Consider the following 26,554-nt stretch of genomic DNA (forward strand, 5'->3'; position numbering starts at 1 on the left):
AAGATTTCTATGATAATTGTTCTTTTTGTATTTATTTTTCTTATGAGTAGATTATGCTTGGTAATATGTTGAATTTATTGTGATTTATTATAATTTAACTATTTCAAGGGACAATTAGTAATTTGGGGAGATAATGAAACAATTTAGAAAATAATATAATATGAAGATACTTCAGATTAATGCGTGTTATAATCGCGGTAGTACAGGAAGAATGGTGAAAGAAATGCATCAGTTCTTTCTGTCTAATGGGCATGATTCTTACATTTTTGTTCCAAGTTATTATGGAAACGATGAAAGGATATTTAATATTGGATGTAAGTTTGATTACTTATGGCATTCACTTATGTCAAAAATAACAGGACTTCAAGGTTATTTTTCTATAGTTTCTACATTATTATTGCTTAGGAAAATTTCTAAAATTAAACCAGATATAGTTCATCTCCATAATTTGCATAATAATTATATTAATCTACCATTTTTGTTTCGTTATCTAAAAAAAAATAATGTAGCAACAGTTATCACTATGCATGATTTTTGGTTTATGACAGGTCATTGTTGTTATTTTACAAGCGATAATTGTATGAAGTGGCAAAAGGATTGTGGAAAGTGCCCAGCAATAAATACATATAATAACAGCTGGTTCTTTGATAACTCAAGTTGGCTTAGAAAGAAGAAGGAGGTATATTTTACAGATTTAAAAAGATTAGCTGTTATAGGAAACTCTGAGTGGACAACACAAGAGGCTGCAAAATCCTTCTTAAAAAAAGCTTTTATATTAGATAATGTATACAATTGGATTAATACAGATATTTTCTACCCACGCAATAAAAAAGAGTGTCGAGAAAAGTATAATTTCAAACTTTCTGAATTTATAATATTGGGAGTATCACAGTGTTGGAGTATTCTAAAAGGACTTGACGTAATCGAGAGTCTTGCTAAGCGCAATCCTTCATACCATTTTGTGCTAATAGGTGAAATACATGATCAAAGACTCTTCCCTGATAATATGACGGTAGTTGGGCTAGTGAGGCATGCAGATATACTTTCTGAATATTATTCATTATCAGATGTTTATATTAATCCTTCTGTTCAAGAAACGTTTGGATTAGTGACTGCAGAGGCAATTTCTTGTGGACTTCCCGTTATTGCGAATAATGTAACAGCTATACCAGAATTAGTACTTGAAGGATGTGGCTATGTGGTAGAGAACAATAATATTAAACAAATAGAACAAAAACTATCAATAATGAAGCATGAGAAACGGAATAGAGAACAGATGCATAAACTAGCAGGTTCTGTCTTTGGAAAGAAAAATATAGGTAAATATGTAAGTCTTTATACAAGATTGTTGGTCAATGATTAATATAAAATTTAATAATGTAAAGTGGAATTATATATTATTATATATATTCCCGTTATCATTAGTCTTCTATGCTACTTTATGTCAATTTTATGGACAAACTAATTTCTTGTTTGAACTTTTGCTAAGAACAAGAGCTATTTCTGTTATTTTATTCAGCTTATTTGGCTTTATTATAACCAAAAGATTTTCAGGAAAAAAATTGTCTCGAGTAGTATTGTTTTTTTCAGTATATTGTTTTTTAACAACAATATTAGTATCTTATCCTAAAGATATAATGGCAATTGGTGCGATAATCTTTTTTTGGCCGATTACTTTGTGGATTGCAGAGAAGAGTTATTTTACAACAGATAGTTTTGAGTTATCAGCCGTAATTATTGCTATAATATGTAATTTGATGTCTGTAACAACTATACTGGGTAGATCTAATATTGAACTGTTGGAAAGTATGGATCTTAGTCAGGCTGTGGGTGCAATAAATTCAATATATCTTGTTTTATCTACTTTCCCATTTGTATTTTTAATATCCAATAACAAACTCAAATTTTTTCTTCTTATTTTACCTATTATGGCTTTCATTATGTCTGGAAAGACCACATGTATTGCTTCGTCATTACTGTGTACAGCATATTTCTTTTTTAGTACCATTATGCATAGTAATAGTAAAATAAAGATATTTATGATGGTAATTATTGTGTTTTATGTTATTTTCTACATAGGCGATTCTTTTGTGAATTTTGGAAGTTTGTTGGAAGGAATCAGTCTTGATCTTGATTCTGGGGGAAACGGGCGTATTAATATTATCAAGAATGTATTGACTCATTATATGAACAAAGGAATTATTAATCAGATTTTAGGTTCTGGCTTTTTTGCTGTTGCGACTGATACGAAATTATCTGCTCATAATGATTTTCTGGAAGTGCTTTATGATTATGGAGTAGTAGGTCTTATATTATTCCTTGTATTTTGGTATCAGTTGATAAAAAAAAGAAAACAACTACCTAGTGGCACTAATATTCATGTTGTATATGATATATCTTTGATAATTTATATTTGTTCCTGTTTGGCTTCAAACTTTATCGTACAACAGATTAATATGCTCTTTTTTGCTTTATTATGGGGTACAATAGATAAATATCCGATAATTTCTAAGAAACAGATTTTATGAATATAGCTTTGATTTGTGCAGGTTCAACTCCAATACCTGCAACTATGGGGGGCGCTACAGAAACCATGATGACTCATATGCTTGAAGTCAATGAGGAACGTCAGGAGCATCATTTCCATATTTTAGGATATTACGAAGAGAAAGCTGTAACTTTCTCTCGGAATTTTAAATGTAGTTCCTTTTATTGTTATTCTCCTAATCCCAAAATTGAATTTTTAGAGGGGGGATTTTGGCGTTTTCTTAGGAAAGTAACATCCGAACGAGTATATCTTCGTTCAAGATATATTCGTTGGTGTGCCGATATCATCAATCAATCTGACTTTGATGTAATTGTGATTGAAGGCAATTGTTTCCAAATTGAGTATTTAAGAGTATTGATAGGGAATAGGAAAATAATTTTGCATATGCATATAGACCGTCTCAATAGAGGATTGAAGGCAGCAGGTCGTATGATTAAGGCTTCTGATGGACTATTAGCCATCAGCCAGTTCTGTAAGAATAGAATGATTGAAGTCGATAATTGTTGTCATGAGAAAACGATTGTTGTAAAGAATACAATCGATACCGAAAAGTTTACTTTTAAGGGAGAAGACGTGAGAGCAGAGATTCGAAAAAAACTCGGAATATGCCCCAATCAAAAAGTAGTATCTTATTGTGGTCGAATTAATAAATCTAAAGGCGTTTTAGAATTAATACGTGCGATTAAGCAACTCAATGATCCATTGATTCATGTTTTAGTAATGGGGAGTAGTGTCTATTTTGGCAGTGAAAAAAACAAATATATAGACTTGGTCGAGCAGGAAGCGAAGGGGATTACTGGTGGTGTAACATTTACCGGATACATTCCTCAAGCAGACTTACCTAAATATTTAACTGCGGTAGATATTGCCTCTGTGCCATCTATATGCTTTGAAGCTGCTGGTAATGTTATCATTGAAGCTTTGTCTTGTGGGATACCTGTAGTCGCATCTTCACAGGGAGGAATTCCGGAGTATGCAGATCTTTGTGCATGTAGACTCGTGGATTACAATGAATATTTTGTTGAAAATTTGGCAATTCAGATTCATGAGTTGGCTTATAATAATAATCTTTATACTAACTTAAAGCGAAATGCTCGTAATGTTGCATTGCAATATGACAAATGTAATTATTATGTAAACTATTGTAATGCGATTAAACAAATTATTGAATTATGAGAGTTGGAACAATGACATTTCATACCGCCTTAAATTTTGGAGCAGTATTGCAGACATATGCCTTATATAAAACCATTAAAGATAAAGGACATGACGTAAAGGTAATCGACTATAGAGCACCTTTTAATGAAAAGCGATTTGCTCCAAAGCCAATTAGTTATTTTTTTAATATTCGAACAATTTATAATATATTATTTCGTAATGGCTATGAGATATATTATAAAGATGGATTTCAAAATTTCTTGAATCAATATTTGGAACTAACCAAGCCAGTTTATGATAAAGAAGGATTAACCTCATTGAGTTCGTCATTTGATATTTTTATAACTGGTAGTGATCAGGTTTGGAATCTGGCCTGTACGGAAGGGGATGAGATGTTTTATCTCCCATTTGTTGAAGAGCAGAAAAAACGGAACTCATACGCAGCAAGTATAGGATATTCAAAATTACCTATTAGCGAAGTTGATCGGTATCGGAGATTAATGATGGACTTTTGTAATATATCTGTTCGTGAGCAGTCTGCTCTTGATATTGTAAAAAATTTAACAGGTAAAAATGTAGAGTTGGTTCTTGATCCAACTTTTTTATTAGATAAGGCTCAGTGGGAGAAGATAGCAGATTATACTCAGCTTCCTAAGGATTGTCGGTATTTGCTTTTATATGTTATGGCAGAGGATAATGTTCTTATCAAGGAGGCTCAAATATGTGCAAAAAAAAACAATCTTAAAGTTGTATATATTACACAACGATTTTTTAAATTGGGAGGAGCTCTCAATTTGAGAAATGTTACACCTGAACAATGGTTGGGATTATTCTTGAAAGCTGATATTGTAGTTACAAATTCTTTTCATGGTTTAGTCTTTTCGATTAATTTCAATCGTCAGTTTATTACTCGCTATATTCCACGTTCAATTACTAACAGTAGAATAGAAACAATCCTTAGCCTTCTGAATCTGCATTTTCGTAGAATAGATAGTGAGTCGTATGAAAATGTAGGTACCATGGAATATTCTGTAATTAATAAGGAACTACAAAAGTTAAGAAATAAATCTCTCAATTATCTTGATAAAATTCTAAATAATGATTAAAGGGCTTGTTAGTATAATTATTCCAATATATAATGGAAAAAAATGGTTGAAGAATGCTGTTAATAGTGCTCTTTCTCAAACATACACTAATGTGGAAGTGATATTGATTGACGATGGATCTACAGATGATTCTTGGAGTATATGTAAAGAGATAGCCATTGATGAAAGAGTGCATGTGTATAGAAAAATGAATGAAGGAGTACCAAGTGCACGTAATGTAGGTTTGGATATAGCTCAAGGAGAATATGTACAATTTCTCGATTGTGATGATACTCTCGAAGAAAAAGCTTGTGCTACAGCAGTTGAGGCAATGAAGCAGAATACTGATATAGTTTTATATGGTTTCAATATTTATAAAAATGGTGAATTGTTGAGAAATCCACATTGTAGTAGAATATCATATCATGGTGAATTTGAGAAGTTCAAGATAGTATCACAACTTCTAGATTCAGCATGTAATAAACTTTATAGAAGAAACTATATTAAGAAGAAATTCAGAGAAGGGGTTGTTTATGGTGAGGATAGTATTTTTAATTACGACAATCTCACAAATGAAACGAAGATAGAATGTATAGATGACTGTCTTTATAATGTGGTTTTAGATAATCCGGTATCTGTAAATAAAAGGTATAAAAAAGGTCGATTATGTGATACTGTAGTTTTGGTAAAAACCCAATTAGAGAAGAGTTTATTACTTTTTGGAGTAGATAGAAATGTTGATGAATATCTACCCAATAGTGCAAAGACCCTTGCATTTACAGTTATCTTTTGTGCCTCTATGTCTACTTACAAAGATTTTTCCGATGAGCTGAATTTTATCCAGAAGGAAGGCTATTCAAATATTTTTAGGATTTTATATAAATCAGACAACATTAGACTTCAGCATAAGATGATTTTGTTTGTTGCTGCTCATAAAAGTTATAAACCATTACTATATACTATAAGTCATTTGTACAAGAAATTTCGTTTTTAAATTATATCTATATTAAGATGAAAATACTAGTCGTAGGTGTAGGGCCGTGGAATGACATACAATATGGTAATAACGTGATGACCAACTGGTTTAAAGGTTATGATGCAGAGTTTGCAAATATTTACGTACATACAGGGACTCCTTGTAATAGTATGTGTGAGAAATATTTGCAGATTACAGATTCTATGATGATGCATTCTATTCTAGGAGCTAAAGCAGGGAAGATTTTCACTATGACCAAAGATGAGCAGCAAATGATTGCTAAAGAGGAGGGTTTGTATGTTCGAAATACAAGATTGGTAAACAAAGTAAAATCCTTGCCGTCAGATCTAGCAAATTTAGCCAAGGATGCAGTTTGGCTTGTTGGACGAATTAATAATGAAGCAGTAGAAAAGTTTGTTACTGATTTTAATCCAGATATCATATTTTGTCATCGTGTATTTGGTTTCAATTTCAGAAAATTGGAACGTTTAATTCGTAAGTATACAAAAGCTCCAATGGTGGCCTTTACTGGTGATTCTGAAATTTCTCTGAATAAGATTAGTTATTCTCCTTTGTTTTGGTTGAGACAGGTGCTGTTGAATTTGTTGTTCAGGAAGCATATAAAGCTATATAGCCACTATTTCACATTTTGTGAGGATCAGGCTAAATGGTATGAGAGTTTTTCGGGGGTTTCGTCAACTACTTTGTATAAAGGTAATGATTTTTCTGATAGTTTTACACCTAAGGAAGTAGGAAGTCCGATTAAACTTGTTTATGCAGGTAATATTATTTACAACAGATGGAAAACACTTGCAGCCATAGTAGATGCATTGGAGATAATCAATAGAGATACTGAAAAAATGCTGCTTGATATTTACGTAAACACACATTTAACAAAAGAAGTATTAAAGAAACTTAATAATCACAAGGGGGTAAATATACATGGTAGGGTTGCCCCTTCTGAGTTGGTAGAAATTTATAACAAAGCGGATATAGCTTTACATATAGAAAGTTTTACTAAAAAGTATCGTTTAGCTACTAAAGACTCATTTTCTACAAAAATTGTGGATCTTATGACTTCTACATGTGCAATAATGGCAGTATGTTGGAAAGAACATAATGGCCTAAAATATCTCAAGAAAGAAGATGCTGCAATATGTATAGATGATTTAAATCAGGTAAAGAAAACACTAGAAAGTATTTATGAGAATCCATCTATTATAAAGGAGTATGCACAAAAGGCATGGAGTTGTGGTCAGCGTAATCATACACGTGTTGTAATTCAGAATCATATTACAGCAATTTTTGAAAGAGCTATTCAAGAAAATAAGACATGAAGAATATCTTAACTTTTAGTTGTAATAATATAATACCTAACACAAAACAGCAATAAAAAAGTTACATTATTTATACACTTGATTGGACAGATGTAAGATTTATTGTTTTTTCACTATCTTATATGCTAATGAAAACTATTGGGATAATTACTATACATAAAATTTATAATTATGGTTCAGTTTTTCAGGCTTTTGCTCTACAGTATATTTGTGAAAAAATGGGGTTTAAAGTTGAAATAATAGACTATAATTTTCCGAACTCTTTCCATGCAGAGAATAAATATCAATCAAATTGCAATAGTCAATCTAATGAGCCTATATGGATTAAGATACTCTTTGCTAAAGCTTTGCTATGCCAGCATCAAAGAATAAGTTCATTTGTAAGAAGATTTCAATATTTGAGTCCTAATCAATACAGCTCTCCTGCAGATTTAAAGGAAGAGAGGCCTACTTATGATATATATATAACAGGTAGTGATCAACTTTGGAATCCTCGTTTTTGTAATGGAGATCCTGCATTTATGTTGCATTTTGCTCCGGATAGAGCATTGAAAATTTCTTATGCAGCTAGTTTTGGAACAAATGTATTACCGAAGGACTTGGAACCTCTCTATAAAAAACTGCTGAATAGATATGCATATATTTCGGTTAGAGAAAATAGTGGTAAAAAAGTCATGAAAGACATTATTGGAATGGAGTCAATGGTCGTATTGGATCCTACACTCTTACTTAATCAGGATGAATGGAATAAAATAGCAACTTCTAAGAAACAGTTAAAGAAGAAATATATACTTTGCTATTATTTAAACTATACATTCAACTCCTTTCCTTATGCGGATAATTTAGCGGCCTATATGCAAAAGCTAACAGGGTATGAAATTGTCCGCGTAGCTAGACCTCCTCATAAGTTATTTGTTCCACATACTCATTATCGAATAGGTGCTTCTCCTGAGGAGTTTTTAGCTTTGATAAGAGATGCAGAAATGGTGCTTACAACTTCTTTTCATGGAACTGCTTTTGCGATTAATTTTGGTAAACCCGTGTTTACTATAGTTAAAGACAGAATGGCAAGTGATAATAGACTGGTTAGTTTGATGGAAAATCTAGGGATGGAACAACAAGTACTGTCTATTAAGGATTCATTCCCTACTGTAGATAAATTTACTTATGATGTAGAAAAGGTACAGAGACGACTAGAGATTTTACGTCAAGAATCAAAGCAATATCTTTTTAATGCATTACATCATGGATAAAATACAATTATGTGATAAGACTACATGTACACAATGTATGGCTTGTGTAAATGCTTGTCCCAAAGGGTGTATTAATATGGTTGATGGAGGACAGGGCTTTGTTGTTCCTCAAATTGATAACACTCTTTGTGTGAAATGTGGAGTTTGCATGCATTCATGTCATCAGTTAGAGAATACATTGAATCGATATACCCCGATAAAGACATTGGCATGCTGGACAATGGTGGATATAGACCGTAGGAATAGTTCTTCAGGAGGTGCATTTAGTGTGCTTGCTCGTTGGGTATTAGGAGAGGATGGTGTTGTGTTTGGTGCTACAATGAATAAAAATTTGCAGGTATATCATACATCTATTGAACGTGTAGACCATCTTTATCGTTTACAAGGAAGTAAGTATGTGCAATCATATCTAGGAGATACCTTTATTCAAGTACGTAATCATCTCAAGCAAGGTAGGTTAGTTTTATTTACAGGTACTCCATGTCAAATAGGGGGGCTACTTACCTACCTCCGTAAGAAATACGATAATTTGATTACCTGTGACATGGTTTGCCATGGTGTTCCCTCACAGAGAATTTTTAATGCTTTCTGCGAGAGAACACACTTGACTGGAACATGCGACGGAATTAGTTTTCGTTTTACGGAAGGTTGGGGATTTCAACTCACACGTGAGTTGATCCTTCCAACCAAGGTCGAGAATTTCAACTCAACTTGCGTGAAACGCAAGCCTATTAACCCTCGGAATGCATGGTATATGCGAGCATTCAATAAAAGTTTTATGTTTAATGAGGCTTGCTATTCCTGCTCGTATGCAAAGCCCGAACGTGTAAGCGATTTTACGATGGCTGACTATTGGGGGGTAGGACGTAATACTCCCTTTTTACATCCTAAGCATAGAGGTGTTTCAATGTTACTGGTTAATACTTATAGGGCTTGTGAGATACTGAAAGAATTACCCGATTTCTTTTGTGAGGAACGGGATTTACAGGAAGCCTTAGAGGGCAACTTTAATCTGTCTCGTAGTTCTGTACGTCCAAAGAATAGAAATCAATTTATTGCTGATTTGTTTGATATGAGCAAGACAGATATTGTTAAACGATATGGTTTACAAGCTGATGTTCGAGATTATTTCAGACTTGTAAAACAATGGTTGATTGCCAAACGATAAATTAAATATGAAGTTTAGTTTTATTGTTCCTGTGTACAATGTTGAGCAGTTTCTCAATCAATGTATAGAAAGTATTTTAGCTCAATCATATCAGAATTACGAGATAATTCTTATAGATGATGGATCACCTGACAATAGTCCGGTGCTTTGTGATGATTGGGTAAAAAAGGATTCAAGAATATCTGTAATTCACAAAAAAAATGGAGGGCTGTCCTCGGCTCGCAATGCAGGATTGAAAGAGGCAAAAGGAGAATATATCATATATCTTGATAGTGACGATTGGTGGTGTGATAATACAGCTCTGATTCGGATAGTCAGAAAAATTGAAGAGTCAAATGCTGATGTGATTTTTCTAGCTAGTAAGAAGTATTACACATTAGAAAATCGATTTATAGAAAAAACTTCAGCTCATGAAAGATTATCTGTTCAGTCTTCAGTTTCTATTGAAGAAGCTATGTGTAATTCTCTATTCCTTGCATGTGCTTGGGATAAGGTTATTAAGCGTTCTATACTTGTTGAAAATGGAATTGAATTCATAGAAAGACAATTGAGTGAGGATATTGAATGGTGTTGTAAATTACTGCAATTAGATTTGATCTATGCATGCATAGATGGAGTTATACATGTTTATAGACAACAGAATTCATTATCGATAACAGCAAATGTTTCAAACACAAATCTTTCTGATATTTATGGTGTAATATATAAATATGTTAAGTTGGCTGAGGAAAAGAATGATGTCTTGATTTTGAATTTTCTAGCTCTTGAAATGTTACTTTGGTGTGCTATTACAAATCATGCTACAGGTAGGGAAGGAGATAAACTTATTAAAGAGATGGGTAAATATTTTTATCTATTGAAATACAACCTGTATCCTAGAGTAAGGGTAGTTTCGAAAATAAGTTTTTTAGGTTATAACATAGTTCGCAAGTTATTGATTTTTTATCTTAATAGGCAATTATGAATATACTGCATATTTAGGAAAAAGTTGTACATAGGAGTTTTTTATATATATGATTTAATATTTGTTAAATGAAACCTAAATTAATAAGAGCATCAACTGTACCAGGGTCTTTAGCTACATTCTGTAAAGGTTTTTTAAAGGAACTTTCAGATGAATATGAAGTTATAGCCTTGTCTTCACCTGGGGAAGATTTAAAGTTAATTGCAGAATGTGAAAATGTTAGAACAATTGCAGTTGATATGGAACGGCATATATCTCTTAAAAAAGATATCGTTTCACTTTATAATTTAATTAGAGTGTTTTGTAAAGAAAAACCCATTATAGTACATAGTATTACTCCTAAAGCAGGGTTATTGTGTATGGTTGCAGCATGGTTAATGCGTGTGCCTTTACGGGTACATACTTTTACAGGGTTAGTATTTCCTACATCGTATGGCTTAAAACGCAGAATTTTAATGTTAACGGATTGGATTACTTGTATATGCGCTACGCATATTATTCCAGAAGGTGAAGGAGTGAAAAAGGATTTATTAACGAATAGTATTACCAAAAAGGAACTTAAGGTACTTGGGTATGGTAATGTACGGGGTGTAGATATGGAACATTATGCTAGAACCAAGGCTGTTTTGGATGAAGCTATGAAGGTTCGTACTCCAGGGATATTTACATTTATTTTTATTGGTAGATTAGTTCGTGATAAGGGTATAAATGAACTAGTTGCAGTTGCTAGATGCTTATATGAAGAAGGTTTTAAATTCCGTGTTTTATTACTTGGAACTTTTGAAGAAAAGTTGGATCCTCTTCAGGCAGAAACTAGAAAAATACTTTTCAATGCTGAGTATATTGATTTTGTTGGTAGAAAAAAGGATGTTCGTCCGTGGTTGGTAGCATCAGATGTATTGGTGTTTCCTAGCTATCGAGAAGGTTTTCCTAATGTTGTGCTGGAAGCGGGAGCAATGGGACTTCCTTCTATTGTGACAGATATTAATGGGTCGCGAGAGATTATACAGCAAGATTTCAATGGTGTAATTATACCTCCCCATAATATAGATGCTTTATATAGGGCAATGAAAGATTTTCTCGAGAATCCTCAGAAGGTAAATAAAATGGCTTCTGTTGCTCGAAAAATAATAGGAGAACGTTATGAACAATCGTTTGTACGTCAATGTCAGAAAAACTTTTATAAGAAAATCTTAGAAGCTGTTTAAATTTTCTGTTAGCGTCTAATTTTGACGTCTAACCTTGTAGCAATAAAATTCATAGTTTTGTGGTTGTAATCTATCTGGCAAGATATAGCATGCAAACAACAGAATACCCAATTAAATGAATTCTGTCATTTGCGTGCCAAAAAGAAACCCTCAAATCCCCCGATACTCCCACTCAGCATCAAAGCAAGGACATGCCTTGGGTGGTCGCGGATTGAGGTGGTTATGTCCGGTAATAAGCGCCCTGGGATAAAGCCGATGGAGAATCGTCAGCAACTCCTCCAGCCGTTTGCGCTGGCGGGGCGTACGGGTATCGGCAGGATTCCCATCGGGATCAAGTCCGCCCTCGTAACAAATACCGATCGAGCAATGGTTCAAACCTTTTACATGGGCACCCACCTCGCCCAGCAGGCGAGGGTGGGTAGTGGTTCCGTCGGTGCGAATGTAAAAATGGTAACCGGTTGTACGAAAACCCCTGCTCCGATGGTCGTGTTCCAGCTGCTGGGCAGTATAGGGCCGATTGCAACGGGTGGCAGAACAGTGGATCACGATAAAGCGGACACTTTCCGTAGCATGACGCATCCGTTCGATCTTGCCCTGCAGGACGGTTTCGCAGATGGAGTCCATGGCTACATGCACGACTGGAGTCCCAAGGCTCCTAAAAGGGTAGCTACTACGGTGGCGATCACCTTTAACACGATGCCCCAGACTTTGCGTTTAGGATTTTCGGGTTCCGGATTGGTTGTAATGGTTTGTTGCATAGATTTGTAAATTTAATAGGTTTGTAAATGTATGAATTCAATCAGGTGGAGGCGAGACCGGCTCTATTCGATTTCCGGTCTGTCACCTTCTTCATCATCCGGTACTTGCGTACCATTGATGTTTACTTTCACCAGGGAGGTTTTTTCGCCCAGGAGCGAGTAACGGCGACTACCGTTGATGCGCGTGAACGAAGGGGTAAAACCGGGAATGATGCTCCGGATTTGGGTGGCTTTCGCATCTTCAGCATTTTCAACACCTTTTCCCGTGACGAAACGGTTGTAGACGGTGCCGAATCCGAGTAGTTCCACCCTGTAACCTTTTTGAAGGTTGACGATGACATAGCGCTGGTAACGATCCAGCACATTCAAAACATCCCCTTTGGTGAGCGACGACTCTTCGGCAATCTGATTGGCAGCATCGGCCGTCGAGAGTGTCCCGAAATAATAGGGCGCAGGTTTGAAAACTTCTTTCCGCGGTTCGTCGCCGGGAACGCGATACTTGCGGATAAAAAATGCTTGTGGCATACGCTTTACGTTTTAATGGTTGAACAATGATTACAATGCAAATATACAACAGTGGGCAAGGGCCAGTGATGCTGAACGATGCCGGCGGCGAGATTCTGGTGTAATTTTTTTACAATGCCTATCGTAAGCCTCTAACAATAGGCATCGTAAGACCCCAACAATAGGCATTGCAAGCATCTAACGGCTGGGATCGTTGGAAATTGAAAATTCTTCCGGTTCCCCCAGGTACTGGATAATGAGTTGAACCTGCTGGGGAGTAAAAACACGTTGGTAGGGAGAATAGTCGCATAGGAGCAATTCTTCATGCAGTTGTTTACAACGGATAATCCATCGACGCAGGCGATTGCAAGCCTGATGGGAAGCCAGCTCCGGAAAGTAGAGCTGGGCGAAGGTTGATTTTTTGAGAGGATAAGAGTTCATAATTGAAAATTAATAGTTGACAGTTGCAAATTGATAAACTGATGATTGGGCAGTGTGATAGATGTGACGACTGTGAGGGCGGTTTTGTAAACTTTTTGGAGATGCAAATAAAATACATAACCCCTTTAAAGGGCTGGCTATATTTATTTATTTTCTCGCATAGTTTACAAAAGGGGGGACACATCCATCACATCTGTCACAACGGACAGAGGCTAATTTCCGTCGGGAATCTCTTCTTGCGGTTCTGGCAGGATGGTGGTGATTTCGTCGGTGGTTCGTTCGATGGCCAGCCAGAAGTTGCCGTTACGGGTATGCAAACGCTCGAATTTCAGCTCTTTCAAGATTCGTCCCACTTGCGCGGTTGTCAAGTGGACGCTATTGCCGAAGCGAGCCACAATCTGGCTGGCGGTGATGTAACGTCCCCTTTCCAATCCGTAGGGTTTTCGGTAAAAGGCGAGGATCAGCTCACGGGCAGGGTTGGGTGTCTCGAAACGCCGGTTGCGTCGGTTGAGTTCGTCGATCTCTTCGCCTTGAAACCAGTAGCGGAAACCGCTGTCGATCAGGGCTTTGGCTTGCGCATAGACGGCATCGTGGTCGATCGGGTGTTCCCACGGGTTGTTGATGTCCGTCACTTCAAAAACGAGCCAACGGCGGTTGCCGGTATCGTCGGTAAGGAAAAGCGGATTGTTGCCGGTGGCGCAGAAAGAGGCAACGTGTGGCAATCGTATCTTGTTGCGGCCATAAGGAAGTCGTTCGTCGATGTAGAGAGCGGTGGTCATCGCCTTGAGCTGATTCAGCTCCGCCGGGCGCATGGTGTCGATCTCTTCGAAATTAACCAGGAGGAACTCCGAGAGGGTCAGCAGGTCGTCTTTACCGAGCCGCTGGCTGTTGGTCTTCGTCGTGAAGTAACGTCGGAGGCTGGGTGGCAGCAGGTTTTGCATGAAAGAAGTTTTATAACTTCCCTGGCGGCCGATCAATACGAAGATAACATGGTTGACCGTCCGTTCGTCCAATGCGCCCGCCAACATGCCCACGAGCCAGCGGCGGAAGTAGGAAGCGAATTTTTCAGGAGAGTTGTCCGTTGTATGCACCATTGCAGCCAGTTTACCAATCGGGTCATCTGTGCCATTCCAGGGTGGGAGGGCATTGAGATAGTCCGCAAGCGGATGGTATTCGGGCACGAAGTCGCTGGTCAACAGCGTGCGCAAGCGGGAGAGGTCTGCGTTGACCCCTTCCTTCTGCATGGCACGCCACAGGGAGTTTTCGATGGTGTCGGTCATGCGTTGCCACTCTTCACTGCCTTGCAGTCGTACTTCCGCCTGTTGGGTGAGCCGGTTGCGGCGGATTTCCATATAGCCACCTATGAAATGCTCCATCTCCTCGACCGAGGCGTAACTTCGGTTGCGGGTTTCGCCGGAAGCCGCCCGTTCGAACTGCCGAAGCTTTTGTGTAGCATGTTCGGCGGTCAGAGCGTAACAGCTTTTTGCTGTGGAACGGATGGCTGTCGCATCATAGTCGGTAAACGTATCGAGCACCCATGCCGTAGCCTCCTGTTCCGGTATGCCGAAGCGGTTCATCCAGTAGAGGCAACGGCAGATGTAATCGTTGTGGCTATGTGCCTCGTAGGCAATGCCTTCCTGTTCGACAAGGCGGCGCACGGTCGGTGCTGCCCGCTGAATGGAAGGCTTGCGGCCGCGTTTTTCCGCTTTGGCTGTGTGCTTGCCGGGTTTTTCCTCCGGCAGCGGGAAGCGGAGTGCGTCGGGGTGGTAGAACGTGTCGGGATCATGGCAGATGACGGACATGCGGGTCGCGTTCTTACACTTGAGGTCGTATTCGAAGCCGGCCAGCTGGGCGTAATGTTCGTTGACATGTTTCCAGGCAAGTGGAAAATTCTGCTTAGTGATGGTCTCTTTCATCCGGACAAACACCCGAATACCGGAACCGGAGATCGTAGTGTGGGCCAGGAAGGTATGCGGATCGCCTTTGACCCGGTTGAGTGTCTCGACAAATTGTCCGGACGGAATGCCGTCGATGTCAACCATAATGAATCCGGAATAACCCGTGACGTGTGCGGTGGAACGTCCGCCAACGAGCGAGGTCGATGCGACGAAGGCGGGTTGGTACTGTTTGATCCGTTCTTTTTCAACCTTCAACTTTTGGAGAAGCTGCTCGTCACCATCCTGTTCCGCTTGCAGCAAGCGGGCGATGGTCTGTCGGTACAGCCGGGTTTGCGTTTCATGGCGCGTTCCTTTCAGTTCGTCGATAATGGCCTCCCACGAAGTGGAGACCGGTGTTGTGGCTCGCAACGAGGCGAAGCGGCTGGGGTGGAATGGAGTAGATGCTTGATTCATGTTAACAACAGTTTATATAATTAATAAAAACAAAGGAAAGTACAAGTGAGAGGTATTTCCTTTCATGCTGGTGCTAAAGATATAGTTCTTATTTTTTAGCGTGGTACATCGATGGATGTACCAAATATAAGATCTAGTAGTATAAATTAAAATTTATTTTGTTTTTGGGTCGTTTCAAGAGGAGATAACCCTCAATGGAAATGAGATGTCCCGACAACATTTCGGTGTAGGTTCAAATAAATGGATTATGGTTGCTTCCGATGAAGTCTGGCAGATACAGAAAAGGTGGAGATTGCTTTCATTCAGACGAATGTCCGAATGTCTGCATATCGATCGCCGTACGCTTTCCAAGTTGGACCACCGCCATCCGGACGGTACATTGACACTGGAAACGCTCGACCGTATTTATGCAACTTTCATCCATCTTTGCCCGGTCTATTTCACTCCGGAGGAGGTCGAAGAGGAGCACCGCAAACTAGCCGATTCGCGTATTCGCATTATGATGTGTTCGGAGGTGAGTTCTCTGGTGTTGGGGAAAAAATGAAATATATAAATATGTACAAACATTTCTTTAAACGACTGATCGATTTTATTATCGTCTTTTGTGTATTGGCTGTGATTTGGCCGATATTGTTGATCATTACCCTTTGGCTGCACTTTGCTAATAAGGGGGCAGGGGCGTTTTTCTTTCAGGAACGGCCGGGGAAAGATGAGAAAATTTTCAAAGTAATTAAATTCAAAACGATGACGGATGAACGGGATGCTACGGGAAATCTGTTACCGGATGCAGAGCGTTTGACAAAGATAGGGCGTTTGGTACGTTCAACTTCTATAGACGAATTACCCCAGTTGATCAATGTACTAAAAGGAGATATGGCTTTGATTGGTCCGCGTCCTCTGCTTGTTCAGTATTTGCCTTTGTATAGTGAAGAACAAGCGCGTCGCCACGATGTGCGACCAGGTATTACGGGATGGGCACAAGTGAATGGGCGCAATGCGATCAGTTGGACAAAAAAGTTTGAGTTAGATGTTTGGTATGTGGATCATTGTTCGTTTCTATTGGATTTGAAGATTATTCTTTTGACAATAAAGAAAGTCTTTGTTCGAGAAGGTATCTCCCAGGAGGGGCAGGCGACGATGGAGTATTTTACTGGAAATAATTAAACGGTTATGTATTTATATGGTGCGAGCGGTCATGCAAAAGTGATCATTGATATATTAAAAGCGAATAAAGTTGATATTGAAGGATTGATTGATGATAATCCAGCCGTAAACGAACTTTTAGGATACCCGGTCTTTCATGGGAGAGAAGACCTTTCCCCTTTAATTATAAGTATTGGAGATAATAAGATTCGCCGAATGATAGCTGAAAAATTAAAGGTTGAATTTGGTACGGCTATTCATCCTTCGTCATTGGTTTCTCCATACGCTTCAATTGGTGAGGGAACTGTAATTATGCAGGGAGCCATATTACAATCCTGTGTGCAAGTAGGACGACATTGTATAATCAATACAGCTAGTTCTATCGATCATGAATGTACGATTGGGGATTATGTTCATGTTTCACCACATTCGACTTTATGTGGAAATGTTTCGATAGGGGAAGGAACCTGGATTGGAGCCGGAACAACAATCATCCCAGGTGTAAAGATCGGTAAATGGTCGGTGATCGGTGCAGGCTCTGTGGTTGCAAAAGATATTCCTGATGGAGTTCTGGCTGTTGGAAACAGATGTAAAATAGTGAAACAAATATGGGACAGAAGTATATTCAAGAAACCTTCGACACCAACTGGGTAGTTCCACTCGGGTCGAAGGAAATTTCCCTTATCAAAACACCGACAAAAACTCCCGTATCGGATAATGCTGAATACCTTCATAGCTGCTGCCGGTGTAAGGATCTGCGGTGACGACAAGTTTAGGGTAGTTGTCTTGTATTTTTAATAGGTTGCCGAATTCACGTTGAGCGGTTGTCTCATTGTCGATACGTAAGGCGACTTGGATATAAATTTTCTCATGATCCTTTTCTCCGATAAAGTCGATTTCATTATTGCCCAAATAACCGATTTGGACGGTGTAGTCGCGATAGAGGAGATGGTTGTAGACTAGATTTTCTAATATTTTAGTTTTGTCCGTGAGGCGGTAACCAATGACAATGTTGCGTATTCCCATATTCTCGAAATAATATTTTTCTCCAATTTCGAAGATACGTTTACCTACCAGGTCGTATCTTTCAACCCGATGAATGAGAAAAGCATTGCTTAAGTATTGGGTATAGTTTTGTATCTGATTGACAGAAACCGTAGTATGTTGAGATTTTAAATAATCGCTGATGTTTTTGGCAGAAAAAAGACTCCCGATGTTTTCAGACAAGAAACGAATGAGACGTTCTAAGAAGTCACTGTTTCGCAAATTATAACGGCCAACTACATCACGGAATACAATGGTGGAATAGACGCTTTTTAGGTATTCATTGACAACTTCGTCGGTTAGAGGCAGATTGATCAAATAGGGCAAACCGCCATAACGACTATATAAATCGAGACTTTGTTCGGTATTGGTTAACCGGTGAAACTCCAGAAATTCCAAATAAGACAAGCTATAGATTTTGAACTCTATATATCGTCCGCTCAGATAAGTGGCTAGTTCTCCGGAAAGCATTTTGGCATTACTACCGGTCAGGTAGATGTCATTCCAAGGGGATAGCAACAAAGAACGAATTACTTTTTCGAAATTGGGAATTTCTTGTATTTCATCAATGAAAATGTAATTGAATTGATTTCCTAGAAGCCGTGATGTGATATAAGTGTGCATGTCTTCTACTGTTTGAATTTGGCTAAAGGTGAAATCTTCAAAATTAATATATATGATATTGGCATTCGGCTCTTCTTCAAGAACTTGTTTCATGAGCTGGAAAAGCAGGAAACTTTTACCGACACGTCTTTGACCGGTTAATACTTTGGTTATGCTTTTTCTCATGAAAGGCTTGATTCTTTCTGAATAGCCTTTTCGATTGATGAGTGTTTGAGGTAAATCCATTTGCTGAAAGTTTTAAGTATAGGTGAAACTTATGGCAAATATATGAAAAGTTTTAATCATACTTAAAACTCGCCCTTGAAACACGAAAAGTTTTAATTATAAGTAAAACTCTAATTATCTATCATAACAATGAATAAACGAATTTACCTTTGCCTCGCTCACATGAGCGGCAAAGAGCAAGGCTTTATAAAAGAAGCCTTTGATACCAACTGGGTTGTTCCACTTGGTCCGAATGTGAATGGATTTGAAAAAGATCTGGAAACATTTGTAGGAGAGGATAAACACGTCGTTGCCCTCTCTGCCGGTACAGCTGCCGTCCATCTGGCTTTTTTAGCCTGTGGTGTCGGTCCGGGCGATGAAGTGATTGTACAAAGTTTTACCTTCTGTGCATCTTCGCATCCTGTAACTTATTTGGGAGCAACTCCGGTATTTATTGATTCAGAAGCTGACACTTGGAATATGGATCCGGAACTATTGGAGAAAGCGATTATCGACCGAATAGCAGTTACAGGTAAGAAGCCGAAGGCAATTGTCCCCGTCTATCTCTATGGTATGCCAGCTAAAATTGAAGAGATTATGGCTGTGGCAAATAAATATGATATTCCGGTTATCGAGGATGCTGCTGAAGGATTGGGTAGTCGCTATGATGGTCAGGTTTGCGGAACATTTGGACAGTATGGGGTACTTTCTTTTAATGGTAATAAAATGATTACGACCTCCGGTGGTGGCGCATTAATCTGCCCGGATGAAGAAGCGAAAAAGAAGATCATGTTCTATGCTACTCAAGCTCGCGAATCTTATCCTTATTACCAACATGAAGAGATTGGTTATAACTATCGTATGTCGAATATTTGTGCGGGTATCGGTCGTGGTCAGATGACAGTGTTGGATGAACATATTGCTCATCATAAACATACTTGTCAACTTTATAAGGAACTGCTTACCGGAGTAAAAGGGATTACATTGCATGAGAATCCTTCTTCCCGCTTTGATAGTAACTATTGGTTGAATACAATCCTGCTTGATTCGGATTTACATGTGAAAGGAGAAGAACATGCATACGAGGCTGCTGTACAGGGGGCTGTAGGTGGTGCTGCCGGTGTGACACACGAGGCTTCTTCTTTACATACCAATTTGGAGCCGAACCGGAATGTGGAAGTTATGCGTATGGCGTTGGATGCTGCCGGTATCGAATCTCGCCCGCTGTGGAAACCGATGCACTTACAACCCGTTTATAAGAACAACCCTTGTTATGCGAACGGCGTAAGCGAATCTTTGTTTAAGCAGGGGCTATGTCTGCCGAGTGGTCCTTGCGTGACGGATGAAGGTGTAGCGTATATCGTAGAGGAAATTAAAAAGTCTATTCTGTAATCTGTAATGAATTCATTTGAATTTTAATAGAATATATATTATATGTCAGTATTCAAAGACAAAACCCTTTTAATCACCGGCGGTACTGGTTCCTTCGGTAACGCCGTCCTCCGGCGTTTCATCAACTCCGATATCAAGGAAATCCGAATCTTTAGCCGAGATGAGAAGAAGCAGGACGATATGCGTCATGCTTTACAAAATCCTAAAGTAAAATTTTACATAGGAAATGTACGTAACAAAACATCTGTGGATGTCGCCATGCGCGGTGTGGATTATGTTTTTAGTGCAGCTGCATTAAAACAAGTCCCTAGTTGCGAATTCTTTCCGATGGAAGCTACGCGTACAAATGTAGAAGGTACGGAAAATGTGCTGCTTTCAGCCATTGAACATGGTGTAAAGAATGTAGTTGTTCTTTCTACGGATAAGGCAGCTTATCCAATCAATGCAATGGGTATCTCCAAGGCTTTGATGGAGAAAGTAGCGATTGCTAAAGGACGTGAGCTGGGCGAAGGGGCACAGACGACTATCTGCTGTACCCGCTATGGCAATGTGATGGCAAGTCGTGGTTCTGTAATTCCTCTTTGGGTGGAACAGATGGAGCAGGGCAAGCCGATTACCATTACGGACCCTGAAATGACTCGCTTCATGATGACGTTGGATGATGCCGTAGATTTGGTGGTCTATGCATTTACACATGGTCATAATGGTGATCTATTTGTTCAGAAAGCTCCGGCAGCTACTCTATCTGTTCTGGCACAAGCCTTGAAAGAGACATACGCACAGATCGATCCGAAGTATCTGGATACGGAAGTGAAGGTAATCGGTACACGTCACGGAGAGAAACTATACGAAACACTGGTTACTCGGGAAGAGATGGCGAAGGCAATCGATATGGGTGAATATTATCGTATTCCCTGCGATACACGCGATCTCAATTATGATAAGTTCTTTACCGAAGGAAGCGAATGTCTCTCTAAGATTGAAGACTATCACAGCTATAACACCACACGTCTGGATGTGGAAGGCATGAAAAAACTATTACTCCGCTTACGTTTCATTCAGGAAGATCTTGGACTGATAGAACGGGCAAAACCAAGAGAAATCAGAAGCGAATAAATCAATTTTAATGTAATGAACATATTAGTTACTGGCGCCAAAGGATTCGTCGGTCGGAACCTTGTTTTCCAGCTCCATAATATCCAATCGGGGAAAGCCCGGAATTATCCTGTTTCGGGAACTGATCTAAAGGTCTTCGAATATGATATAGACAGCGATCCGGCTGAGTTGGATGTCTATTGTAAGAAAGCTGATTTCGTCTTTAACCTGGCGGGTGTGAACCGTCCGAAAGACCAGGCGGAATTTATGAAGGGTAACTTCGGTTTTGCATCTACTTTACTGGATACATTGAAAAAGTATAACAATACTTGCCCGGTGATGATCTCATCATCTACGCAGGCGGCATTGGATAATCCGTATGGCGAATCGAAAAGGGCAGGAGAGAACCTGTTGTTCGAGTATGCGAAAGAAACCGGGGCGAAAGTATTGGTTTATCGTTTCCCGAATGTGTTCGGAAAATGGTGTAGACCCAATTATAACAGTGCTGTGGCTACTTTCTGTAACAATATAGCCAATGATCTGCCTATCCGGGTGAATGATCCGAGTGTGGTGATGAATCTGGTTTATGTGGATGATGTAGTAGACGAATTGATTGCCGCTTTATCTGGTAATGAACATCATGAAGGAGATTATTGTGCAGTACCAGTCGTTCATACGATTACGCTAGGAGGCATTGTTGATCTGCTTTATTCATTCAAAGAGATGCCGGGTAACTTAGGTGTACCCGATCTGGGTGATCCTTTTACGAAGAAGTTATATTCGACCTATCTATCTTACTTACCGAAAGAGAAATTCTGCTATCCGGTACAGATGAAAACAGATGATCGCGGTAGTTTTACAGAGATCATCCGTACGCCGGACAGGGGACAGTTTTCCGTAAATATCTCTAAACCGGGTATAACCAAAGGCCAGCACTGGCATCATACCAAGAATGAAAAATTTGTGGTCGTAAGCGGGCATGGCTTGATCCGGCTTCGTAAGATCGGAACAGATGAAGTAATCGATTTCGAAGTTAGTGGAGAAAAGATAGAAGTGGTCGAAATGATTCCCGGTTATACGCATAATATCATTAATCTTTCCGATACGGAAGAGTTGGTGACTTTTATGTGGGCCAATGAACCTTTCGATCCAAACCGTCCGGATACTTATTTTGAGGAAGTATAAAAGATAACACTATGAGCAAACTAAAATTAATGACTATAATCGGTACCCGTCCGGAAATTATCCGTCTGGCTGCCGTTATTAAGCGATGCGATCAATACTTCGATCAAATCCTGGTCCATACCGGACAAAATTATGATTATACATTGAATCAGGTCTTTTTTGATGATTTGGGACTTCGTGCTCCTAACTATTATCTGGATGCAGTGGGTGCGGACCTGGGGGAAACAATAGGAAATATCATTGCCAAATCGTATAAATTGATGGTGGAGGTGAAGCCCGATGCCGTTCTGGTACTGGGAGATACAAATTCTTGTCTGTCGGTTATCGGGGCGAAGCGTTTGCATATTCCTATCTTCCATATGGAGGCGGGTAACCGTTGTTTCGATGAATGTCTTCCGGAGGAAACAAACCGTCGCATTGTGGATGTGACAGCCGATGTCAATATGTGTTACTCCGAACATGCACGCCGGTATCTGAATGCTGCCGGTACACCGAGAGAACGTACCTATGTAGTCGGTTCACCTATGGCAGAGGTATTGCATAATAACCTGGAAAAGATCAAGGCTAGCGATGTTCTGGAACGTTTGGGATTGAAGAAAGGAGAATATATTTTACTGTCTGCCCATAGGGAAGAGAATATCGACACGGAAACGAACTTCTTCAACCTGATGAATGCGGTAAATGCGATGGCCGAGAAGTATGATATGCCGATCCTGTACTCTTGTCACCCTCGTTCAAAGAAATATATCGAACAACGTGGTTTCCGGTTCGATTCGCGTGTGATACAACATGAACCGTTGGGATTCCATGATTACAATCATCTTCAGATGAATGCTTTCGCTGTGGTATCTGATTCGGGTACGCTGCCTGAGGAAAGCAGTTTCTTCTTGTCTGTCGGTAATCCTATTCCTGCGGTATGTATCCGTACGAGTACGGAGCGTCCGGAGGCATTAGACAAAGGGAACTTTATCCTGGCAGGTATTACGACCGAACAGGTCTTGCAGGCTGTAGATGTGGCGGTCGAAATGAATAAGGATGGCGCTTTGGGAATCCCTGTTCCCAATTATGTGGATGAGAATGTATCAGTCAAGGTCGTTAAATTGATACAAAGCTATACCGGAGTCGTAAATAAGATGGTTTGGAGAAAATATTAAAACCAAAGTCATGAAACTAAAAAATAAATCTATCTAACATAAAATTAGTAATATGATTAAACAAGCAGTTTGTATTGTAACCCTCTTGCTATCACTACCATACGCAACGAGGGCACAGGAGGTTAAAACTGACACCATTCGGGTGGCCCAACTAGACAACATTATCAGTGAGTTGGGCGATTCGACAGACATTGTTGTGGCCGGTAGAGGCCGCTCTTCCAACTGGTTTATCAGTGGAGCGATTGGTATGAATGGTTTGGCAGCAGAGGCGAATCGGAAGTATGAAGGCTTTATTAAGCGCATGCAGCCCATGGGGCAGATATCAGTAGGTAAATGGCTTTCTCCATTGTGGGCATTCCGCTTTCAGGTGGGGGCCGGAAAGCTGTGCGGACATTCTTATCCGTTTGCTTTCTACAACATGTTCGATAAGGTGCCTGACCATACGGTGATACCCGAAGAGGCTAAGCCTTATTTCTCAGAGAAAGATGGAGTAACCTGGTTCCACCGTCAGTTCGCTTACATGGATTTCCAGGTGAACCTGATGAGCAATGTGGTGCGTTGGTTCACAAGAGACGAGAAACCGGTCAATTTCTATCTTTTCCTGGGACCCGGTTTCTCGCATACATTCGAGAAGCAGGGAATCACGCCGGATAACTCATTCTCATTGAATGCCGGTGCACAGTTGGATGTGAAATTGAGCGACAAACTTTCATTGATAGCCGAGTTGCAGGGAACTATCGTTGATGAATCCTTTGACGGACAGATTAATGGCCTTTCCTCCAAAACAAACCGTACCGTAGAAGGCTACGGCGGTCTGAGCATCGGTATCACTTATAAGTTCGGAGGACAGAAATTCAACCGTTATACAAAGGTGAACCCGGTTGTGCTGGAAAGCGTTTATTACACGCCGGCTCCTGTTGTTGTGGAAGTACCGACTGCCGAACCGGAATCATTGGTGACCGAATTTCCTGTTCGTTTCCTGATCGACCAGTCTACGATCGAAGAAGATCAGATGACCAACATCTATCTGGTTGTCGATTATTTGAGAGAACATCCGAAGGCTAAACTGAAGCTATGCGGTTATGCCGATAAGGAAACTGCCTATCCGGCCTACAACATGAAGTTGAGCGAACGCCGTGTAAAAGCCGTGAAGGATTGTCTGGTGAAAGAATTCAATATCGACCCTGAACGTTTGCAGACTTCTGCGAAAGGGGATATCGAACGGGCTTACGAAGAGGACTACCGCTGGAATCGTGCCGTAGTGATGGAAATAATCGAAGACGAAACTGAAAACAAGTAAAAGGATGAAAAAGACAATATTGATACTTCTCCTGGCAGCCGTATCGGCAGGGGGATATGCACAAGAAAAGCGTGTGGAATCTACTGTTATGATGGATACGCTTGAAGTGGACTATAAGACAAGATATGTTTCCTCTTTCTGGAGCAATTTCTATATACAAGGTTCATTTGCCGGGCGTGTGATGTGTGCCGAAGATGATAACCATCTGTCTGTCGGCAAGCGTTTGTCTCCGGGATTCTTGCTCGGTATCGGAAAGGATTTGAATCCGAATCTGAGTCTTCGTTTGAGCTTTGGTGGTATGCGTTTGACGGGTTGGAATACGGGTATTCCGGGTATCTACAAGCAGTATGCCAACTGGAGCGACGGTAATGATCCGGTACGCGAATACCTGGAATCGCAGGGAGTCGATACGAAGGATGGCTACAAGCAGAAGATGAAATATCTGGAAGTGAATCTGGATTTGATGGTCGACTTATATAATTTGTTCCATGAACAGAAGCGTTTCGACCGTCGTTGGGACTTCGAGGCTTATTCCGGTTTGGGTTACCTTTATAATATGCGTTGGCACGGTATGAGTAAGGAGAACAAGATTGCCTTGCGTCTGGGTGCTATCGCTGGATATAATATCACAGACCGCCTGGCCGTCAATGCGGAGATCAGTTCTTCCATTACCAGCGCTACCTTCGACGGCGAGATCGGGAAAGGCAACCAGTTCGATACCTTTTTTTCCGGATTGGTCGGTTTGAAATGGCGCATTGGTAAGCAGGGCTTCCAGGTCGTACGCCTTGTTCCGACGGAACAGTATGCTGCGTTAAACAACAGCGTAAGCAAAATACGTCGCGAGTACACCGAACACTCAAAAACGGTTCACCGTACTGTTACTCACGTCGCTACAGGTAGCGAACTGCTGATTCCGGCTGTTGTCTTCTTCCCTGAAAAAGACACCTACAATGAAGAATTGCAGCAGGTTAATATCTTCGAGGTGGCTCATTTCATGGAAGAGCATACAAACTACAAGATTGCAGTCATCGGTAACAGCCATCAGGCAAGTGACAGAGTCGCTCGCAAACGTGCAGAACGTGTCAGAAACATCCTGATCAACCGCTATTCCATACAGCCGTCGCGTCTGATAGTACGTGTGAAAGACATGGGTTCCGTATCTGATCACATGGAAGATAACCAAACGGTTAATTTTGCAATAGAACAATAATGACAAAAAAACAACTGGTATCTTATTTAGCAAAACACTGCTCGTTGCCATTGGCAACGAGCAGGTTGGTCGTCAATACGCTAGCAGATGTGGCGACAAAAGAGTTGAAAGCCGGTCGCGGTTTCAGTATCCATGGCTTTGGTTCACTGGAACCTTGGTATCAATCCGCCCGTCCGGGACGTAATATACGAGCAGAGCTTCCCTGCATGATCGCTCCGCGTATAAGTGTAAAATTCAAGCCCGGCGTATATCTGCTGGCCGCTTTGAACAACAACTTTCTCGCCGAAGAGAATCCCGATACAGTCGAGGAAGAGGCTGTAGCTCATATAGGTCAGCATCACTTCCGTTTCCCTCATAAGGAGAGAGGAGAGTCAGAAGGAGCAGGCAGAGAATGAGGACAGAGGTAGTCATCGGCTGCCGACGTTGGTTTACTTTGACTTACGGAATATATC

General features: G+C 39.9%; 26 protein-coding genes. 20 read left to right on the plus strand and 6 right to left on the minus strand.

Annotated elements, in window-relative coordinates:
* The first annotated feature begins 160 nt into the window (after positions 1-160).
* From DWX23_RS00440 to DWX23_RS00485, 10 genes are all read left to right on the plus strand, one after another.
* Positions 161-1,363 (plus strand): glycosyltransferase, encoded by a 1,203-nt coding sequence (locus DWX23_RS00440; protein WP_122372998.1) that lies wholly within the window; start codon positions 161-163, stop codon positions 1,361-1,363.
* On the plus strand, positions 1,356-2,528 hold the full coding sequence (locus DWX23_RS00445) for an O-antigen ligase (protein ID WP_122372999.1): 1,173 nt from the start codon (positions 1,356-1,358) through the stop codon (positions 2,526-2,528). The genes DWX23_RS00440 and DWX23_RS00445 overlap by 8 nt, the downstream gene beginning before the upstream one ends.
* Positions 2,525-3,724, plus strand: coding sequence for a glycosyltransferase family 4 protein (locus DWX23_RS00450; RefSeq protein WP_122373000.1), 1,200 nt, complete (start codon positions 2,525-2,527; stop codon positions 3,722-3,724). The genes DWX23_RS00445 and DWX23_RS00450 overlap by 4 nt, the downstream gene beginning before the upstream one ends.
* Positions 3,721-4,812: a polysaccharide pyruvyl transferase family protein gene (locus tag DWX23_RS00455; RefSeq protein ID WP_122373001.1), complete on the plus strand. Its 1,092-nt coding sequence runs from the start codon at positions 3,721-3,723 to the stop codon at positions 4,810-4,812. The genes DWX23_RS00450 and DWX23_RS00455 overlap by 4 nt, the downstream gene beginning before the upstream one ends.
* Positions 4,805-5,785 (plus strand): glycosyltransferase family 2 protein, encoded by a 981-nt coding sequence (locus tag DWX23_RS00460; RefSeq protein WP_122373002.1) that lies wholly within the window; start codon positions 4,805-4,807, stop codon positions 5,783-5,785. Before DWX23_RS00455 ends, DWX23_RS00460 begins: the two co-directional genes overlap by 8 nt.
* A 17-nt stretch (positions 5,786-5,802) precedes the next feature.
* Positions 5,803-7,104, plus strand: a complete 1,302-nt coding sequence (locus DWX23_RS00465) for a glycosyltransferase (protein ID WP_122373003.1) — start codon at positions 5,803-5,805, stop codon at positions 7,102-7,104.
* A 128-nt stretch (positions 7,105-7,232) separates the two neighbouring features.
* Positions 7,233-8,357: a polysaccharide pyruvyl transferase family protein gene (locus DWX23_RS00470; protein WP_158607031.1), complete on the plus strand. Its 1,125-nt coding sequence runs from the start codon at positions 7,233-7,235 to the stop codon at positions 8,355-8,357.
* Positions 8,350-9,525 carry a Coenzyme F420 hydrogenase/dehydrogenase, beta subunit C-terminal domain gene (locus tag DWX23_RS00475; protein WP_158607032.1) on the plus strand — a complete coding sequence of 392 codons (1,176 nt, stop codon included), beginning with the start codon at positions 8,350-8,352 and terminating at the stop codon, positions 9,523-9,525. Before DWX23_RS00470 ends, DWX23_RS00475 begins: the two co-directional genes overlap by 8 nt.
* Before the next feature lie 7 nt (positions 9,526-9,532).
* Positions 9,533-10,489: a glycosyltransferase family 2 protein gene (locus DWX23_RS00480; protein ID WP_147382506.1), complete on the plus strand. Its 957-nt coding sequence runs from the start codon at positions 9,533-9,535 to the stop codon at positions 10,487-10,489.
* Positions 10,490-10,557: 68 nt separating this feature from the next.
* Positions 10,558-11,697, plus strand: a complete 1,140-nt coding sequence (locus tag DWX23_RS00485; protein ID WP_122373007.1) for a glycosyltransferase family 4 protein — start codon at positions 10,558-10,560, stop codon at positions 11,695-11,697.
* A 150-nt stretch (positions 11,698-11,847) separates the two neighbouring features.
* Here DWX23_RS00485 and DWX23_RS00490 read toward each other — a convergent pair whose 3' ends face one another.
* The 5 genes from DWX23_RS00490 to DWX23_RS00505 all read right to left on the minus strand — a co-directional run bounded on the left by DWX23_RS00490 (position 11,848) and on the right by DWX23_RS00505 (position 15,751).
* The gene (locus tag DWX23_RS00490) at positions 11,848-12,276 is read right to left on the minus strand and encodes an N-acetylmuramoyl-L-alanine amidase (protein WP_370450048.1); all 429 of its coding nucleotides are present in this window, start codon (positions 12,274-12,276) and stop codon (positions 11,848-11,850) included.
* A 47-nt stretch (positions 12,277-12,323) separates the two neighbouring features.
* The gene (locus tag DWX23_RS24820; RefSeq protein WP_158607033.1) at positions 12,324-12,455 is read right to left on the minus strand and encodes a smalltalk protein; all 132 of its coding nucleotides are present in this window, start codon (positions 12,453-12,455) and stop codon (positions 12,324-12,326) included.
* A 63-nt stretch (positions 12,456-12,518) separates the two neighbouring features.
* A complete protein-coding gene (locus DWX23_RS00495; protein ID WP_122373009.1) occupies positions 12,519-12,980 on the minus strand; it encodes an HU family DNA-binding protein in 462 nt (153 codons plus the stop codon).
* A 177-nt stretch (positions 12,981-13,157) separates the two neighbouring features.
* Entirely contained in the window at positions 13,158-13,400 is a 243-nt protein-coding gene (locus DWX23_RS00500; RefSeq protein WP_122373010.1) for a DUF4248 domain-containing protein, read from the minus strand.
* A gap of 212 nt (positions 13,401-13,612) precedes the next feature.
* The gene (locus DWX23_RS00505; protein WP_122373011.1) at positions 13,613-15,751 is read right to left on the minus strand and encodes a BT4734/BF3469 family protein; all 2,139 of its coding nucleotides are present in this window, start codon (positions 15,749-15,751) and stop codon (positions 13,613-13,615) included.
* 205 nt (positions 15,752-15,956) lie between these two features.
* On the opposite strand from DWX23_RS00505, the gene DWX23_RS00510 reads away from it, so the two are divergent.
* Genes DWX23_RS00510 through DWX23_RS00520 form a run of 3 tightly spaced genes read left to right on the plus strand, consistent with a single transcriptional unit; the run spans position 15,957 to position 17,548 of the window.
* Positions 15,957-16,295 carry a hypothetical protein gene (locus DWX23_RS00510; RefSeq protein ID WP_233587450.1) on the plus strand — a complete coding sequence of 113 codons (339 nt, stop codon included), beginning with the start codon at positions 15,957-15,959 and terminating at the stop codon, positions 16,293-16,295.
* Positions 16,296-16,306: 11 nt separating this feature from the next.
* The gene (locus DWX23_RS00515) at positions 16,307-16,915 is read left to right on the plus strand and encodes a sugar transferase (protein WP_122373459.1); all 609 of its coding nucleotides are present in this window, start codon (positions 16,307-16,309) and stop codon (positions 16,913-16,915) included.
* Between the two features lie 6 nt (positions 16,916-16,921).
* Positions 16,922-17,548: an acetyltransferase gene (locus DWX23_RS00520; protein ID WP_122373013.1), complete on the plus strand. Its 627-nt coding sequence runs from the start codon at positions 16,922-16,924 to the stop codon at positions 17,546-17,548.
* A 30-nt stretch (positions 17,549-17,578) separates the two neighbouring features.
* On the opposite strand, the gene DWX23_RS00525 is transcribed toward DWX23_RS00520, so the two are convergent.
* A complete protein-coding gene (locus tag DWX23_RS00525; RefSeq protein ID WP_122373014.1) occupies positions 17,579-18,787 on the minus strand; it encodes an ATP-binding protein in 1,209 nt (402 codons plus the stop codon).
* 129 nt (positions 18,788-18,916) lie between these two features.
* Here DWX23_RS00525 and DWX23_RS00530 point away from each other — a divergent pair, with 129 nt between their 5' ends.
* The 7 genes from DWX23_RS00530 to DWX23_RS00560 are packed head-to-tail and all read left to right on the plus strand — an operon-like array spanning position 18,917 to position 26,497.
* Entirely contained in the window at positions 18,917-20,158 is a 1,242-nt protein-coding gene (locus DWX23_RS00530) for a DegT/DnrJ/EryC1/StrS aminotransferase family protein (protein WP_122373015.1), read from the plus strand.
* A gap of 42 nt (positions 20,159-20,200) precedes the next feature.
* Complete coding sequence (locus DWX23_RS00535; RefSeq protein WP_122373016.1) at positions 20,201-21,274, plus strand: polysaccharide biosynthesis protein; 1,074 nt, start codon at positions 20,201-20,203, stop codon at positions 21,272-21,274.
* 15 nt (positions 21,275-21,289) lie between these two features.
* Complete coding sequence (locus DWX23_RS00540) at positions 21,290-22,438, plus strand: capsular polysaccharide biosynthesis protein CapF (RefSeq protein WP_122373017.1); 1,149 nt, start codon at positions 21,290-21,292, stop codon at positions 22,436-22,438.
* Positions 22,439-22,449: 11 nt separating this feature from the next.
* Positions 22,450-23,592, plus strand: coding sequence for a non-hydrolyzing UDP-N-acetylglucosamine 2-epimerase (gene wecB / locus DWX23_RS00545; protein ID WP_122373018.1), 1,143 nt, complete (start codon positions 22,450-22,452; stop codon positions 23,590-23,592).
* 52 nt (positions 23,593-23,644) lie between these two features.
* A complete protein-coding gene (locus tag DWX23_RS00550; protein WP_122373019.1) occupies positions 23,645-24,892 on the plus strand; it encodes an OmpA family protein in 1,248 nt (415 codons plus the stop codon).
* 4 nt (positions 24,893-24,896) lie between these two features.
* Positions 24,897-26,102 carry an OmpA family protein gene (locus tag DWX23_RS00555; RefSeq protein ID WP_122373020.1) on the plus strand — a complete coding sequence of 402 codons (1,206 nt, stop codon included), beginning with the start codon at positions 24,897-24,899 and terminating at the stop codon, positions 26,100-26,102.
* On the plus strand, positions 26,102-26,497 hold the full coding sequence (locus tag DWX23_RS00560; RefSeq protein WP_122373021.1) for an HU family DNA-binding protein: 396 nt from the start codon (positions 26,102-26,104) through the stop codon (positions 26,495-26,497). The genes DWX23_RS00555 and DWX23_RS00560 overlap by 1 nt, the downstream gene beginning before the upstream one ends.
* Positions 26,498-26,554 lie beyond the last annotated feature (57 nt).

Origin of the sequence: Parabacteroides sp. AF18-52 (assembly GCF_003479145.1) — a bacterium.
GTDB lineage: Bacteria > Bacteroidota > Bacteroidia > Bacteroidales > Tannerellaceae > Parabacteroides > Parabacteroides faecis.